This window comes from Bradyrhizobium sp. AUGA SZCCT0283, assembly GCF_018130385.1.
Classification (GTDB): domain Bacteria; phylum Pseudomonadota; class Alphaproteobacteria; order Rhizobiales; family Xanthobacteraceae; genus Bradyrhizobium.
Map to the genome: position 1 here is coordinate 1 of NZ_JAFCLU010000041.1, position 16116 is coordinate 16116.

General features: G+C 57.7%; 15 protein-coding genes and 1 pseudogene. 6 read left to right on the top strand and 10 right to left on the bottom strand.

Annotated elements, in window-relative coordinates; translation table 11 throughout:
• Positions 1-634, bottom strand: a 634-nt coding sequence (locus tag JQ624_RS33590; RefSeq protein WP_212423185.1) for a transposase, incomplete at its 3' end; no start/stop codon positions are given.
• A gap of 207 nt (positions 635-841) precedes the next feature.
• Positions 842-1780: a LysR family transcriptional regulator gene (locus JQ624_RS33595; RefSeq protein ID WP_212423186.1), complete on the bottom strand. Its 939-nt coding sequence runs from the start codon at positions 1778-1780 to the stop codon at positions 842-844.
• 117 nt (positions 1781-1897) lie between these two features.
• Between JQ624_RS33595 and JQ624_RS33600 the strand changes: the two genes are divergently transcribed.
• From JQ624_RS33600 to JQ624_RS33610, 3 genes are all read left to right on the top strand, one after another.
• Positions 1898-2890: a tripartite tricarboxylate transporter substrate binding protein gene (locus JQ624_RS33600; protein ID WP_212423187.1), complete on the top strand. Its 993-nt coding sequence runs from the start codon at positions 1898-1900 to the stop codon at positions 2888-2890.
• A gap of 130 nt (positions 2891-3020) precedes the next feature.
• The gene (locus tag JQ624_RS33605; protein ID WP_212423188.1) at positions 3021-4043 is read left to right on the top strand and encodes a methyltransferase; all 1023 of its coding nucleotides are present in this window, start codon (positions 3021-3023) and stop codon (positions 4041-4043) included.
• Positions 4044-4269: 226 nt separating this feature from the next.
• Positions 4270-6063, top strand: coding sequence for an adenylate/guanylate cyclase domain-containing protein (locus tag JQ624_RS33610; protein ID WP_212423189.1), 1794 nt, complete (start codon positions 4270-4272; stop codon positions 6061-6063).
• Between the two features lie 943 nt (positions 6064-7006).
• Here the strand turns inward: JQ624_RS33610 and JQ624_RS33615 are convergent.
• From JQ624_RS33615 to msrA, 3 genes are all read right to left on the bottom strand, one after another.
• Entirely contained in the window at positions 7007-7303 is a 297-nt protein-coding gene (locus JQ624_RS33615; protein ID WP_212423190.1) for an HU family DNA-binding protein, read from the bottom strand.
• 388 nt (positions 7304-7691) lie between these two features.
• Positions 7692-9323, bottom strand: a complete 1632-nt coding sequence (locus JQ624_RS33620) for an acetolactate synthase large subunit (RefSeq protein ID WP_212423191.1) — start codon at positions 9321-9323, stop codon at positions 7692-7694.
• Positions 9320-9865: a peptide-methionine (S)-S-oxide reductase MsrA gene (gene msrA, locus JQ624_RS33625; RefSeq protein WP_212423192.1), complete on the bottom strand. Its 546-nt coding sequence runs from the start codon at positions 9863-9865 to the stop codon at positions 9320-9322. Before msrA ends, JQ624_RS33620 begins: the two co-directional genes overlap by 4 nt.
• Before the next feature lie 318 nt (positions 9866-10183).
• On the opposite strand from msrA, the pseudogene JQ624_RS33630 reads away from it, so the two are divergent.
• A pseudogene (locus JQ624_RS33630) lies at positions 10184-10321 on the top strand (sugar phosphate nucleotidyltransferase); the annotation flags it as partial.
• A gap of 416 nt (positions 10322-10737) precedes the next feature.
• Here the strand turns inward: JQ624_RS33630 and JQ624_RS33635 are convergent.
• The 5 genes from JQ624_RS33635 to JQ624_RS33650 all read right to left on the bottom strand — a co-directional run bounded on the left by JQ624_RS33635 (position 10738) and on the right by JQ624_RS33650 (position 13663).
• On the bottom strand, positions 10738-11688 hold the full coding sequence (locus JQ624_RS33635) for a metallophosphoesterase (RefSeq protein ID WP_212423193.1): 951 nt from the start codon (positions 11686-11688) through the stop codon (positions 10738-10740).
• 250 nt (positions 11689-11938) lie between these two features.
• Positions 11939-12310 (bottom strand): hypothetical protein, encoded by a 372-nt coding sequence (locus JQ624_RS39590; protein WP_312014534.1) that lies wholly within the window; start codon positions 12308-12310, stop codon positions 11939-11941.
• Positions 12307-12795 (bottom strand): enolase C-terminal domain-like protein, encoded by a 489-nt coding sequence (locus JQ624_RS39595; RefSeq protein ID WP_312014535.1) that lies wholly within the window; start codon positions 12793-12795, stop codon positions 12307-12309. Before JQ624_RS39595 ends, JQ624_RS39590 begins: the two co-directional genes overlap by 4 nt.
• A 162-nt stretch (positions 12796-12957) precedes the next feature.
• The gene (locus tag JQ624_RS33645) at positions 12958-13149 is read right to left on the bottom strand and encodes a hypothetical protein (RefSeq protein ID WP_212423194.1); all 192 of its coding nucleotides are present in this window, start codon (positions 13147-13149) and stop codon (positions 12958-12960) included.
• Positions 13150-13297: 148 nt separating this feature from the next.
• A complete protein-coding gene (locus tag JQ624_RS33650; RefSeq protein ID WP_212423195.1) occupies positions 13298-13663 on the bottom strand; it encodes a hypothetical protein in 366 nt (121 codons plus the stop codon).
• A 1293-nt stretch (positions 13664-14956) separates the two neighbouring features.
• Between JQ624_RS33650 and JQ624_RS33655 the strand changes: the two genes are divergently transcribed.
• Complete coding sequence (locus tag JQ624_RS33655; protein WP_249130273.1) at positions 14957-15268, top strand: hypothetical protein; 312 nt, start codon at positions 14957-14959, stop codon at positions 15266-15268.
• Between the two features lie 427 nt (positions 15269-15695).
• The gene (locus JQ624_RS33660; RefSeq protein WP_212423196.1) at positions 15696-16112 is read left to right on the top strand and encodes a GFA family protein; all 417 of its coding nucleotides are present in this window, start codon (positions 15696-15698) and stop codon (positions 16110-16112) included.
• Positions 16113-16116: the final 4 nt, after the last annotated feature.

Genomic DNA, 16116 nt, shown 5'->3' on the forward strand with positions numbered 1-16116 from the left:
TGCCCATTTCCTCCTTTAACTTCGTCAGCTTCTCGGTGAGCCTTGTTACCTTCGCGGCCAGCGCCTCCGTCGGCTCCTGCCGGTCGGCCGTGTCAAGTTGGCTCAGATAGCGCGCGACGCTCTCCTCCAACTGGACACGCCGCCGTTCCACCTTCGCCCGCGTGAAGTTCTTATCCCGGTTGTTCACAGCTTTGAACTTGCTACCATCGATGGCGACGCTCGCCGTCGCAAGAAGACCCATCTCGCGGCAGAGTTCGACGAAGCGCGCACATACCCTGCGCAGCGCCAGGCCATTATCTTTGCGGAAGTCCGCGACCGTCTTGTGATCAGGTGCAAGCCGACCCAGCAACCACATGACTTCGACATTGCGTCCGGCCGCGCGTTCGAGCCGCCGGCTCGACTGCACCCGGTTCAAATAGCCGTAGATGTAAAGCTTGAGGAGAACCGACGGGTGGTACGACGGCCGACCAGTCGCCGTCGGCTCTACCCCCTCAAAGCTCATCTCAGCCAAATCGAGTGCATCGACAAACACGTCGATCACGCGAACAGGGTTGCGCTCGTCAATGAAATCATCGAGGCATTCGGGCAATAGCGTCCATTGCCCACGATCCGCCTCTTCAACGAAGCGCCTCATCGATTCCTCCCGCAGAATCACAGGAGAATCATGACAGCAGCACTGCGTTTTCACACAGCCAGGGTCATTTTCGGAAGTGAACGCCCGAGTCGGCGACTTCGGATCGTCCCCCAACAACGGACATCACTCGTCAGATCGGCCACTTCCGAAAAGTGCCAAGAACGCACTCGTGTACTTAAACTTTCCGTTAGCGGCCACTTCGGCTGCCTAAGATATTTTCAGCAGTGATCGAGCGACCTCCCGCGCACATTTAATGAACGCTTCCACTGCTGGGCTGAGCGTCCGATTCCTCAAAAATACGATCTCGGCCGATATCCGGGGCCCTGAGGACTTTAGCGGCAACACCTTCAAAGCAGTTTTATGAGCACTCAGTGCCGCAACCGAGGCCGGTAGAATTCCGACGAATTCTCCGCCCGCAATCAAAGACACCGTGAGCTGAACAGCGATCGTTTTGACCAGCGGCTTTGGCGGCGAAATGTCGTTGGCTCGAAATACCGCGGCAACGAGAGCACCCGGCGCACTGTCGTAGGGCGGCAGGACCCAATTAGCTTCCATGATATCCTTGAGTGCCGTTCGCCGCTTTCGCGCAAGATCACTGTGCGCCCCCACAACGAAGACAAGAGGCTCGTCGAACAGAACCTCGGAATTGAAATCGGCTTGCCGCGCCGGGGCTCTGGTAATCAGCAGATCAATTCTGCGCTCGCGCAATTCCTGTATTTGATGTTCACCCGGGTTGGTAAGCTTCACGTCGAGCTGAACGCCGGGATGCTCCCCGGAAAATCGCCGGACGATCGTCGGCACCAAGCTGTGTAGGATGATGTCCGTGCATCCCAACCTCACTTCGCCCGAATTTGGATCAGAGAGATATTCCAACGAGCGAAGACCTTGTTGCATCTCATCAAATATATTTACTCCGCATCGGAGCAGAACTTCTCCATAAGCCGTCAGCACCGCGCCCCGCGATCCGCGGTCCAGCAGTCGCACGCCGAGCGTACCTTCCATGTCGGATATCGTGTTGGAGATCGCAGGATGGGAAATTCTCAATTTGGTGGCTGCCTTCGCCATGCTGCCGGCATCTGCAATCGCCATCAGGATGTGAAGGTCACGCAACTTGATGCGACGGCCAATTCGATCCGACCAATCCATGCGAGCCAGCCTTAACCCAGGGGTTACAGGGATGTCATGATTTTCGGTCTACCAGATAAGGGGCAAACCGACCAGTGTCGATCGCGAACGTGAGCACCGTCTGCGCTGGAGAACCCCATGATTACGAGACGAAAATTCGTGTCGCTGACGTGCGTAGGTGGCCTTGCCTCGGTCTTGCCCGGCATGCCGCGCGCGGCGTGGGCTCAACAAGCCAACCATGCCAAAACGCGAATGCTGGTCGGCTTCACCGCGGGCGGCGCCATCGACGTCATTGCAAGGATGCTGGTCGATGGAATGAAAGACCACTTCCCTTCGTTTATTGTGGACAACCGCCCGGGAGCTGGCGGACGCGTTGCGCTTGGGGCCCTGAAGGCCAGCCCAGCCGATGGCACGACAATGATCCTTACGCCGGCCTCCAACTTCGCTGTGTTTCCCCACGTTTACAAGACACTTGGTTACGATGCGTTCCACGACTTCGCACCGGTCACAACCGTTTGTTCCTTTCCCTTTCTAGTCACGGTGGGACCGATGGTGCCGGCTGACGTTAGGACACTCACCGATTTCGTAAGCTGGTGCAGAGCCAATCCGAAGCTTGCGACCTATGGCACAGCTGCGGCTGGATCGATGCTGCATTTTACCGGCGTGGCCTTGGCCAAGGCCGGCGGTTTCGCATTCGTGCATCTGCCATATGGCGGCCCAAACGGCATCCAAGACCTGACCGGCGGTCGAATTGCCGCAACGATCTACCCGATCGGCACCGCACTTCCACATGTGCAGTCCGGAGTCATTCGAGCATTAGCAACAACCGGCCCCGAACGATCCTCGTTGCTCCCCGATGTGCCGACGGTTCGGGAGGCCGGATATCCCATGCTTGAAGCCATCGAGTGGTTTGGCATTTTCGTCCCGGCAATCACGCCGGCCGAAACGGTGAACCGCCTCAATAGCGCGATCCGCTCAGTTGTCGGTACCGATGCGTTCAAAGCAAAGCTGGCCAAGCTTTCGGTTGACCCGGCGGGCGTCACACCAGGAGAATTTGCGCAATTGATTAAATCTGATTTCGAACGGTGGGGGCCGATTGTTCAGGCTTCCGGCTTTTCACCCGAAGATTGACGCTCGTTATGATCGGCTCGGCAGAGGCGCGAAAGCACCGCGCGAGAACACGGGCAAGCACCGACAGGAGTAGCCAGCACCTCAATTAGTCGTATAATTATTGCACAATTCGGCTTTGGGGGAATTGAATATGCCTGATAGTCGGCTGGAAAACCCTCCGCAGCACGTTCAACTGATTCAGATGGGCCGTGCCCACATCGTCTCAAGAACCGTCTATGCAGCGGCCAAGCTGGGGCTGGCCGATCAACTCGTCTCCGGCCCGAAGAGCGCTGCGGAGCTGGCCGGCTCCATGCGTGTCCATGCGCCCTCGTTGCACAGGCTAATGCGTACGCTGGCGAGCCTGGGCATTCTGACCGAGCGAATGGAGCAGCGCTTTGCGCTGACCGATTTGGGCGAGGCGCTAAAGACCGGCGCGCCCGGTTCGGCAAGATCGGCGGTGATATTTTCGGGCAGCCCTTCGTCTCAGAGTGGCTGGGATCATGTGGTCTACTCCGTCCAGACGGGCAAACCTGGCTTTGATAAAGCGCAGGGCGTGGCGTTCTTCGACTATCTCGCGCAACATCCCGAGGACGCCTCGCTGTTTAGTGAGATGATGGACAGCCTGCATAGTCAGGAGCCTTCTGCTGTCGCCGAGGCTTATGATTTTTCAGTTTTCAAGACAATTGTCGACGTCGGCGGGGCGACCGGGAACATGCTGGCGGATGTGCTTGCCCAACATGCCGGTCCGCGCGGCATTCTGTTTGACAGGCCGCATGTCGTGAAGGACGCAACGCGCCTGCTTGAAGCCAAGGGCATCAGCGATAGGGTCGTAATTGAGCCCGGCGATTTCTTCACAAATGTCCCTCGGGCGGATGCTTATATCCTTTCGCATATCATCCATGACTGGGATGAGGATCGGTGCCTGACGATCCTTAGCCATGTCCGCAAGGCAATGAACCCAGCTGGCCGTCTGTTAATAGTCGAGATGGTGTTGCCGCCCGGCGACACGGCCCATCCGGGAAAAGTGCTTGATATGGTGATGCTGGTGCAGTTGGGGGGGCGTGAACGAACGGAATCCGAATACGCGTCTCTTCTGAGCAAGGCCGGTTTCCGCCTGACGCAGGTCGTGCCAACAAATTCAGCGGCGAGCATTGTGGAAGCCGCGGTGGTTTGAGTGAGAATGGAATTGGTGCCGACTTCCGAAATGGGTCAATCGCGTCATTTTAGTCGGCGGCCGACTACTTCCGGTCTTCCTCTGGAAACGGACATTGTCAGGGTCGGTCGCCACGTCTCAAAGGTGCCAATAACCGACATCAGCCTTGGGTGGGCATTCCGTCAAAACGCGTTTGGCGCTGCCCCCTGATCCGTCGTACAGTGTGCTGTGGGTTGGATTGCATGCCATGGTGCAAGAGCGGCCAGTCCGGGTTGAGCGGAGGCTGTCAGCGATACTGGCCGCCGACGTGGCTGGCTATTCGCGGCTCATGCATGATGACGAAGAGACTACCCACGCCAAATTGACGGCGCTCCTACTGGACGGTGTCGCGCCCGCGATCTCCGAACACGGCGGTCGCATCGTGAAGAACACAGGCGACGGGTTCTTGGCGGAATTTCCAAGCGCGGTCGAAGCGGTTCGGGCCGCTGTGCAGTTCCAGACGCGCATCAAGGAACTTACAATCAGCGAGGTGGAAGACCGCCGTATTGCATTCCGGGTGGGCGTCAATATCGGTGACGTAATCGTCGAACCCCACGACATCTTCGGCGACGGAGTTAACATTGCGGCACGCCTTGAGAGTATCGCAGAACCCGGCGGCATCTGCATCTCGTCAGCTGCTTACGATCAAGTCCGAGGCAAGGTCGGGGTTGAGTTCGCCGATCAGGGGGAGCAAAACCTCAAGAACATCGCCCTTCCGGTCCGAACCTATGCGGTGATCCGGGATGGGCTTAGCTCTCAGGCTGAGCGCGCGAGGCTAGACCTGCCTTCACCCCCTCATCTTTCCATCGTTGTGCTGCCTTTCGCTAACCTCAGCGGTGATCCCGAGCAAGACTACTTCGTCGATGGGGTGACCGAGAGCCTGACCACGGACCTCTCGCGGATCAGCGGATCGCTCGTTATCGGCCGACACACCGCATTCAGCTACAAGGGCAAAGCGGTTGACCTCAAGCAGGTCGGTCGCGAGTTGAACGTCCATTATGTATTAGAAGGTTCGGTGCAGCGCGGCGGTGATCGACTTCGGGTAAACGTTCAGCTCGTGGACGCAGGGACCGGCGCTCATCTATGGGCCGACCGTTTTGACAAATCCGTCGCCGATCTCTTCGCTATGCAGGACGAGATCGTATCGCGGCTTGCCCATTCGTTGAACGCGCAGCTCATCGCGGCTGAGGCTGGGCGAGCGGAACGATTACTGCATCCCAGTTCAATGGACTTATATTTCCGGGGTAGAGCTTCGCTGCACCAGTGGGCGAAGCTGTCGACGCTCGAATACCTAACACAAGCGCGTCGCTTTTTTGAACAGGCGGTAGTGCTCGACCCCAAAAATTTCTACGCAATCTTCGGTGTTGCAGCTGTCGATGTGCAAATTGCAGAGGGCTACTACTCTGAAGACCCGGTGGCGCGCCTCGTGGTCGCCGAGGAAATGATTGTAAAAGCGCTGCCTCACGTGCTGAACGTTGCGCTTGCGCATCAGGTATTTGGCCAACTGCTAATTCTAACCAACCGCGCGGCTTACGGGATAGCCGAGTGCGAGCAAGCGTTGGCCTTGGATCGCAATTTGGCTGGGGCGCATGCGTTGATCGGCAAAGCTAAATCTCTAATGGGTCGCGGCGAGGAAACTGAGGCCCATATTAACGAAGCACTCAGGCTCTGTCCTCACCATCAATTTACCCACCATATGCTGCTGATTGTTGGCGCCGCCAAATTGCAGCTTTCCGCGGATGCCGAAGCCGTCGATTGGCTACGACGTAGCATCGAGGCCAACCGCACTTATCCCCTCACGCATTTTGGACTCGCCGCTGCACTGGCGCTGCTCGGCTCGCTGGATGAGGCGAGGGCCGCCGCAAGGGCAGGACTTGCGCTCGATCCAAGCTTTACCATTCGACGCTACCGCGATCGCGCGCCGAGTGATAACCCGACTTACGTCGCCTCACAGGAGCGCATCTATCGAGGAATGCGGATGGCCGGGATACCGGAGGAGTGATGTCCGCCATGGGTCAAATTCGGAAGTCCGGGTGCGCAAATGGGCAGTCCGCTTTACCCTCAAGAACAGACGTCGCCAGCCGAGCCCGTCAGGTCCGGAAAGTGCCAAAGGACTAAACCGCTCGCGCGGTAGGGCGCTGCGGCGGGCGGCATGGGCGTGCCAATAATGGATGAACGATGGAGCGTCTTACCTGACGATGAGGGGCCAGAAGCGCGGCGGCCCTAGAATCGACGATCGATCAGCGTGATGATCGCGCGATCTATCATCGACGGCGTTGGGAGCGCACCGGACGTAGCGCGACGACATCTGCATCGCGGACGTTTCGAATACCCGAACCGATGCAATCGGAGATGCAGTCATGATCGCGAGTGGTGTATAAGGCGAGCTCGAAACAATTCTGTTGGACGCTGTCACGTGGAAATATTTGTTCGGCGATGTGGTAGAAAGGCTGCCATCAGGCACATAACGCACAAAGTGCAATATGTGCCCCTTTTACAACGCGTAACTCTTTGAAATTACAGGAGCGGCGAAAGGTGTTTTCCCCTATTCGCAAAGTTCGTGCCATATCGCAAAAGTTGTGCTCACATTCAGGCACGACAGCCGTCAAATCCCCATAGCGTCTGACGCGCCACCTCGCCACACATCCCGCGGTTTCCTCCATTGGAGGTTTGCGTACGCCGGCCCCGTGCGCGCGGCACCACCGTCATGGGGCCGGCATCCGCAAACCTTCACAGAAGCGGCCATTCACCCAGGGTCCCTATTTTTCTGGTCAGACAATAAAAGACAAAAGGCCACGCGGGCATTACACCGCATGGCCTTTGCGAGACTGTCCCCCTAGGCCCTCCAGAGATTCCGTCTCGGGGCGCATAGTGTGCGGGTGGAGGCGCCTGTCTAGGGTGTGATAGAATTACCCACAGCTTAACCGAACGACCACCCGTCCGCTTCAAATAGCGTCTTTAGCAACCTTCAGGGGTGACGCCTTGACCGACTTGCTGGCTGGCTTGGCCGCGAACTCCATAGGCTCTTTCGTGAAAGGATTTACACCGCTGCGGGCTTCAGTAGCAGGCTTGTTCACGACCGACATTTTCACGAAGCCAGGAATGACAAACTCGCCGGATTCATTCAGTTCCTTATAGCCTACGGTCACCATCTGCTCGATGACGGCCTTTACGTCTCCTTTGGAAACCTGCGTTCCTTCTGCAATTGCATCAATCAACTGATTCTTAGTCATCTTGGCCATAATGGATTCCTTTGTGGCGGCTCAGAACAATTCAAAGCGCATGAGCGACGGGAGGGGCGTCACTCTGTTTAAAACGCGGTAAAGCCCCGCAGTTCGCTTCCCGTTCATACCTGTGGTCATGAAGTCACCGGGCTTAAAACCTATCGAGGTCCAAAACGCAAGGAGCAGTTCGGCGTGTGTTCCTTATCTGACTACTATGTGCCAATAGCGGCCGTTCCCTAAACGTCGGCCGAGCCACGCTGTGTGAAAACGTGCACAAACAGAAAGGTCGCAGAATTATTTTCGCTTTTCTCCCTCATTAACTGGGGCTGTCAGCGCTGTTCATTTTCCAACCTATTTCGAGAAAAATTCTCTACGTGCGAGTCCGGCGCCGGAATTTTCACTTGGCCTAGACCACCGGGTGCAGGTCAGTGACAAGTACGCGCATGTTCTCGCTGTAGTCGACTGGCACCACAACGAGATGCACGCCGCCCTCGCTGAAAGCAGCTTCCAGCATCGTCACGAGTTCCGAGACCTTGCCGACGCGGGAGCCCTTGGCGCCATATGACTTGGCATAGGCGACGAAATCAGGATTGCCGAAATCGAGACCGAAATCGGAAAATCCGTCGACTTCCTGTTTCCATCGGATCATACCGTAGGCTCGATCCTCGAGTACGAGCACGACGAGATTCAGCTTGAGCCGCACGGCCGTCTCAAGCTCCTGCGAATTCATCATAAAGCCGCCATCGCCGCAGACGGCGAGCACGCGGCTGTCCGGGTGGATCAGCGACGCTGCTATCGCCGAAGGAAGACCCGCACCCATGGTCGCGAGCGCGTTGTCGAGCAGGAGCGTGTTGGCGACGCTGGTGCGATAGTTGCGGGCGAACCAGATCTTGTACATGCCGTTGTCGAGGGCAACGATGCCGTCCGGCGGGATGACCTGGCGGACGTCGTGCACGATGCGCTGCGGCGTCAGAGGAAACCGATCCTCCGTCGACCGCTCCGCGAGGTGGGCAAGGATCCCTTCCCGCAAACCCAGCAATGCCTGACCATTGGGGAGCTTGCCTTCGAGGCGATCGGCAAGGCTTGCGAGGCTCGCACCGACATCGCCAACGATCTCCGCCTGCGGGAAGTATACCTGCTCCACCGTCGCCGGCGTGACGCCGACATGAATGACCTGCGGTCCATCATGGCCCATCAGGAACGGCGGCTTCTCGACGGTGTCGTGACCGATCGAAATAATCAGATCGGCCTGGTCGATGGCCTCGTGAACCCAATCCCGCTCCGACAGCGCCGCCGTGCCCATATAGAGATTAGAGCCGGCATTGACCGCGCCCTTCCCCATCTGAGTGTTGAAGAATGGAATCCTGCATCGTCGCACGAACGCCGACAGCGGCTCGGCGAGATGCGGGCGGCTCGCCGCGGCGCCCAGCATAACGAGCGGCCTGCTGGCGCCCATGATCATGGCTGCGGCGCGCTCGATGGCCGCTGCAGGCGCGACCGGAAGCTCGACGACATGCGGGGGAATGATGTCGGCCGCGGCTTCGTCGGCCGCGATATCCTCGGGCAGTTCGAGATGCACGGGGCCCGGCCGCTCCTGCTGTGCGACCCGGAAGGCGTCGCGTACCAGGGTCGGAATACTTTGCGCGGAGACGATCTGCGTCGCCATCTTGGTGAGCGGTCGCATGGTCGCGACGATGTCGACGATCTGGAAGCGCGCCTGGCGGCTGCTCCGGATCGCCTTCTGTCCTGTGATCATGACCATCGGCATCGCGCCCAAATGCGCGTAGGCCGCAGCCGTCGCCAGATTGAGTGCACCGGGACCCAGCGTCGTCAGGCAGACGCCCGCGCGTCCGGTGAGCCGCCCGTAGGTGGCCGCCATGAAGCCGGCGGCCTGTTCGTGCCGCGTCAGCACTAGCTTGATCTTCGAGCGCCGCAGCGACTCCAGCACGTCGAGATTCTCCTCGCCGGGAATAGCGAAGATGTACCCGACGCCCTCGTTCTCGAGGGCAGCTACCAGCAGATCGGAGGCTTTGGTCACGCGGCCGAAACTCCGCGGGCGCCTGATTCAGATTTCTCCGCCCGATGCGGCAGCGTCCATTCCGGCCGAATGAAGTGACAGGTGTAGCCGTCAGGATATTTTTCAAGATAATCCTGATGCTCGGGCTCGGCCTCCCAGAAGGGTCCGGCAGGGGCCACCTCGGTGACAACCTTGCCCGGCCAAAGGCCGGAAGCATCGACATCGGCGATGGTGTCTTCCGCGATCCGCTTCTGCGCGTCGCTGGTATAGAAGATGGCCGACCGGTAGCTCGCGCCCCGGTCGTTGCCCTGGCGGTTCAGCGTCGAGGGATCATGGATCTGGAAAAAGAACTCCAGCAGCTTGCGATAGCTGATCGCCTGCGGATCAAAGGTAATCTCAATGGCTTCCGCGTGATTGCCGTGGTTGCGATAGGTCGCGTTTGGCACCTCGCCACCGGTGTAGCCCACCCTGGTCGAAATCACTCCGGGATACCGGCGCAGCAGATCCTGCACGCCCCAGAAGCAGCCGCCTGCAAGCGCTGCTCGTTCTGCCGAAACTGTCATGTCCGTCCTCCAACGGTTCGCTGCGGGTGGCGCTCCCGAAGCCTCATCGACGACGCATATTGCGGCCGAACGATGCAAAAACGCAAATATCAACGAATGTCTACTTTGCCACCAGAAGCAGCCATTCGACTCGATGGAACAGCGAACCAGGCGAACACCGACTCCGTGGAATGACCAAACTTCAGCAGCTCGGCCGTTTACACTATCACTTTCCGATCGACCATTCGTCCCGCTACTATCGGCACGTGGCCCTCGATCCTGCCTTCCGGACAAGAGTAAGGTGGCGGGGGCGTGCGTTCAGGTTCCAGGGAGGACAAAATGGCCACGATGATGAACGAACCACTTTCACGCCATGCCCTCGCCTTTGTTCTTGCGGGCGGTCGCGGAAGCCGGCTCCTGGAGCTTACCGACAAGCGCGCCAAGCCGGCGGTGTATTTCGGCGGAAAATGGCAGGTCCACATGAGTGCGGGCAGATTACGAGTCTACCTAGCGCCGTGCACGAATGTTGGATTTGGCACGTGTGATCAGGGATTTTCCGAAATCTTCCTCGCCAACCAGTTCAATCCCTTCCCTCTCCACAGGAAAGCGACCTCCAATGACTGGTATGCGCGGCCGGAGAACATACCCTGAAGCGAATAAGGTTGTTACGGAATAAACCCCATCGATCGGTGCGGGCTACGCCCCATGTAAACTGTATATGCGTGCCCTAGATTGATACCGCGACCACCGCCAAAGCTGCCCTCACGGTAGCAATCGAAGACACCAGAAGGCGCTTTTTGCATCGTTTCATGCGGCACGCTGGCTCTGATTTGATACCGCGGCGGGATATTTTGATACCGCGTTTTGTCTTCGGGCACCGTCTTGCTCGTGAGCTAGAGCTGCTGCCCATCGCGCAAGGTATGCAGAGTTATCTCCGGCGGGCAGTTTAAGCGCACAGGCAGAAGGCTCGTGCCAGCGCCCACGGAGGTATATCCGATCATGGCGCCATGGCGCCATGGTCCAGCGCCCATGAATCTAGGTAATGCTGCCTCCAGCTTGATCGGAATTCCACCGGGTAGGCAAAGCTGGCCTCCGTGGGTGTGTCCACATAACATGAGATCGAATCTGGCGCTCATCGCTCGATCGTAAATTTCCGGCGTGTGCGCCAACAAAATCGAAAAGGCATCTGAAGGAATTTGCGAGGCGGCTTTCTCAATGTCGTCTGCCCGATAGAAATGCGGATCGTCAACGCCGGCCAGGAAAATACGTTGCCCGTCACGAACAATCGGTTCGCACTCGTTGAACAGCATGCGGATTCCCATGGCTTCCATTGAAGGGGTCATTCGGATGCTGTCGTGGTTACCAAGCACCGCATAAACTGACCCCTTCAATTGGGCCTGCAGTTCACCGATGATTTCTAGGCTTTTTTCGAATGGACCATATGTCTTCCCGCGATAGTCGCCGGTTAAGACGCAAATGTCGTATTGAAGGCCGCCGACCACGCTAGCCAGATGCCGCATTGCGCTTATACTTATGTCGGCATGCAAATCGCTGATGTGAAGGATAGTGAAATTGTGAAATGCCGGGGGAAGATTAGCGAAAGCCACGCTATGTTTTTTGACAACGACGTGGTCCGCGTTTCGACGCGCACGGCCGTAAAGTCCAGTGAGCTTCAGCGCAGTTCTGACAATCCACGGCGCTAAGTACCAGTTTTCAAGATTGAATAAGATCAGTCCCTGTCCAAACAGCTGGGCCTCGTGCTCGACTTCTATTTTCAGTCGCCGCTCAACATGTTCTGAGCCGATTCGCTCGATCAGGTCTTGTAGGGACGAAGTAGGATCCAAATTCTAGTCTCTCCAGTTGTTGGGAGGCCGTTCCAAACAAAAGCATGAATGGAATGATAGGTCCATTGTAGCCGGCGCCAGGCGGTGCGCGCCATTGTCGCGCTGGTCTTGGCAACGCACTCCTCAGACGTCCATCTAGAGGCGGCATTCCGCCGATCAGAAATTATGGAACAGCGGGTGTCCGCGTTGCCCCTAAAAGCAGACGTCGCTCAGCTCCAGCGCAAAGTCCGCTTAGTGCCCAGCCCTGTGCTCAAGGACTGACAATGCGCTCAAACCCTATGCCGAATGACGACCACGCCAGGCGACCGGCAATTAGAAGCGACATGGAGCTGAATACGACAGTCCCCCAGAGCTGGAAATCGGGGCGCGTTTCATTCAGCCATACCAGTGCGGCTAGACAGAGCGTTGCCGGGACAAAGCACGCCTGCGTCGCAATGTAATGACGACGCAATGTGCGTGGCGCACGTGAAACGGGACCACAAAACCGCTCGCGCAAGGGATTGTCGTTGGAATCGACCTTCAACAAACCATCGCCCACTACCCCGGCGAGTAGATGCGCCGACGCCAGAAGACCGATCCCGCCGCCCAGATAATGCGGACAGAACGTCTTGCCGGATCTCACGATAGCGCCGGCAATGGAGCTACACTCCGTGAGCCCACCCCATTCGCGATATCTGGTTGAACCACTCGCAACGAGTCGTCACCGAGCGCCAGCTTGAATCCGTCGCGGCTCGCAATGTTCTCGTCCGCGGCAAGCGGCACGCCCGTGCCCTTCCGCAAGGCCAGCCACTCCTTCCATGGACGGTCGGCACGGATCGGCTCCTCCAGCCAGCCGAGATTGAACCTCGACAGTCCAGGCGCAATCTCCAATGCCTGCTCGATCGGCCAGGCCTGGTTGGCGTCGGCGGCCAGCATTAGAATGCAGAAATTGCCATGGCTGCGAACATGAGTGCTCTCGCTCCTAGCGGTTGCGCGGCGATGGGGCCCGCGTGAGCTGCGCGCAGTAACTAAGGGCTGCCCGAGTCCCGCAACTAATCCTAAAATCGCCAGGACCACACCTATGGCGAACATGCCTACAATCACGACCGGGATGAGCGCTTCGAGCACGGGCGCAGTCGCCCAAGGATTGAGGCAACCCGTAGGACGCATGTGCCAGAGCAAGGCGGCCGCAGCAGCAAAGTATGATGGGACCCGCAACAGGTATCACCGGATATTCCTCCATCGCTCAACGGGTGAGGCCCGAATATTCGACGCCCAAGGAGCAGAGCCCTACTTAGTCAATAGCGAGCTAATAACAGCGGCCGCGCCAAGACCGAGGAACACCAGAATGATCGGGGGATAAAGAACGAGTGCTGCGTTGAACCGCAGAAATTTTGGATGCTCCCCGGCGCTGTTCGGGCGGCCGATAACACACAGGACAGCAGCGACCACGAGCATCGCAATTCCGGTCCATAGGTTCATGTCCGCTTCCCTCGTATACAGGGGAGCAGACAGGAGCTATTTGAAAAACAGCAAGCTAGTCTAATGTCGGAGTAGGTGGCCGCCCGGGCGACGAACATCCAAGCGAATGTTTGCTTCCGGTCATTACGTCGATTTTTGTATGTCCGCATCATGCGCTTCGCCAGGTGCCAGCTCCCCCCGCTCGATCAGGTGCGGCGCCTTTAGCGAAGTATTTCACTTGACGGTAACCCAGGCTGTGCTTGGCAATTTCGTCCGCACCCAACTCCCTCTCTGCCTTCACTCGCCGCAAATTAGTTCTCGGACCAACGTTCCGGCGCAAAGCATCCACGGCGGATTGCTTGGTGGGATGTCCCACGTAGAAAAAGCGAAACTCGACAAACTTACCATTTTGATATCGGTGGCCGACGCTTACGACCCACGCCTTTCTTGCCAATTCTATCATCATGAAAGTTTTGGAAGCCCTATTTGGGTAAACACCGCCCTGCACCGGATGCGCAGTCATCCATTCGAGCAATTTTTGATCCGTTATTGTACCTCTAGCACTCGCCCTACCCGAGTCAGGATTTGCCCGACGCTCTAACAGAGTCAGGATTTGCCTGACAAGTGCGAGTCTGCTAGCCTGAGGGGGCAGTGGTATCTACGGTAATCGCCGGACGCAAATTGCCTCTAACGCCCACTCCGCATGTATGGACTGTCTTCGGAGGCGTATTTCAACGACGGGTCAGCCGCTAGCCGAATTTGTCGTGAAGTCTTAAGTTGCGAGGAAAGGCCGCCCGTTCCAGTATTGAAATTTTCTTCAACTGAGAACAGGCCAAGTGCAATTAGCATTCCTGCTGCGATCAAAAGGATTCGGGCCATGAAGCCCTCCTTGCCTCGTTGGACTCTCCGACATGGGATCCTTCATGGCAAACCATGTAATCACATTTCCTGGAAAGAGACTCGCCCAAGGCGAGGACGATTATCGCGAGCGAATGAGGGCTAATTTGGCGGCCATCGCCTTCCTCTCAATTTTTCTTTTGGCATCTTGCTGGGTGATAGACGGGCTGCTGAGCATTCCCACCCGGACAGATTGTAATTTTTCGGTGCGCCGGCCCTGCAATGTAAACTTCAGCATAGACAGCGCGTCGCTTGGGTAAGATGCTTCTGAGGAGGATGCTGCCGGCTAAGGCGGTTAGGAGTCGATGAGTTGGCCTTGCAGCATAGGCTTTGCGCCACTCGATGCGCCCTTTGGCTTCCGTCCGATGCGCGTCGCTTTCATATTCTTCCTAGAGTGCATTGAGTTTGATCGCAATACTCCAACGTTTCCCACACCGTCAGCAAGTTGGCGACATCTGTGGGTTCTCGCGCGGAGCTTTTCACTAGGAACTTCTCGTCGATACTATAGACGGCTGTTCTGCCTTGGCGGCCTCTTTCATGCCAATCGGGATCCATTCCCCCGAATGATGAAACTGCGCCCAAAGAACCCATTGCTGTTGGCCGTTATCGAGGAAGCGGAGGTGCCCAGCATGGCCTCCATCGCGAGTTTCGGCCACGACTGCCTGTCTCCCACTCACAGCGCTTTCGAAAGCCTGTCCAACTACAAACCGCATCGTCCGTCCTCCGATAGATCAAAGGCGAATCAACTTGCGACGGCTCAATTGTATCAGTTCATGTTATTCCATTCAGTGAGGGGAAGCACAAACCGCGCGACTCGCAAGTTAGCCATTGGTCGTCGGCCAAACGTATTATCTCGGTGCCGATCGCCGGACTCGGAACGGCCACCACGCTGGAGGCGGTCGGGACCACCCAAAACATGAAGGGAGAGAAGATGCTGGACAAGATGTCGGCCCATTGCGCAGCGTTGAACGTGGCGTCCGGCGACAAGAAATACATTGACGGCGCCTGCGTGCTGGCCGACAGCGACGGTGACAAGATTTTCTCGACCTTCGATACTCGCGACCTCGATAAGTCACAGCCTAAAATGGATTGTGGCACCCACATCATCGCCGGCGGTACCGGGAAGTATAAGGGGATCACCGGGAGTGAGCCATTTGCTTGCATAACAATGTCCGCGCTAGCCGGCCCGGGTGGCTATTTCGCGATGGACATCCCGCATAACACGACGTGGGAAATCAAATAAGACCCTCGATGTCCCCGTAGAACTCGGGTGCCCAAACTAGGCGCCAACCACTGAACGAGAGCCCGGCCTAAGAGCCGGGCTTTTCTTCGGCTGATTCGCAGGAATCCACGGTTCGTGAAACGCAGTAGACTTTGCACCGGGGCTTTAGTGGCATCCTAGTCTTGCGGATATCGATTGCCCCTGCAAACCGCAGCACTTTTGAGACATGCCGACGGTCCGCGATTATGTCTGCTTGTGGGGTTAGGCGGGAAGTGAGCTGCACGCGGTCAAAGCGACGCGAATCTCGTCGCCTGAGACCGAACGGGTCCTGGCTTCTCACCGACTTCCCTGGGTAGGGCGTTTTTACACAGCCAAGACCCGAAGCGGAAGTCGCATTATAATATGCTAGTCTGACCGAAATCGCTCGGAGGAGCCAAGGAGACGCGCGATGAGTGGTTTCCATGAGGGCGGCTGTCTTTGCGGAGATATCAGGTACCGAGCCCATGAACCGCCGCTCGAGGCGATCGTCTGCCACTGCAAGTTTTGCCAGCGTCGCACCGGAGCGGCATTCGGCGTCGAGGTGTTCTTCGCTACGGATCAGCTTGAGTTTGTCGGCTCGCCGCTCAAAACCTACGAGTACACGTCGGCAGACCATGGACGTTGGCTGCGGCTCGAGTCCTGCCCGCGATGCGCGACCCCTGTTGCGGTCACGGTTGAACGACGCCCAGGTCAGCGGGGCCTAAACGGCGGCACGTTCGATGATCCGACGTGGTTCACCATCACGAGGCACATCTGGGCGTCATCAAAGCTGCCCTGGGTCGAACTACCTGCTGCCGTTCCGTATCGGTTATTTGGAAGCACTTAGCTAT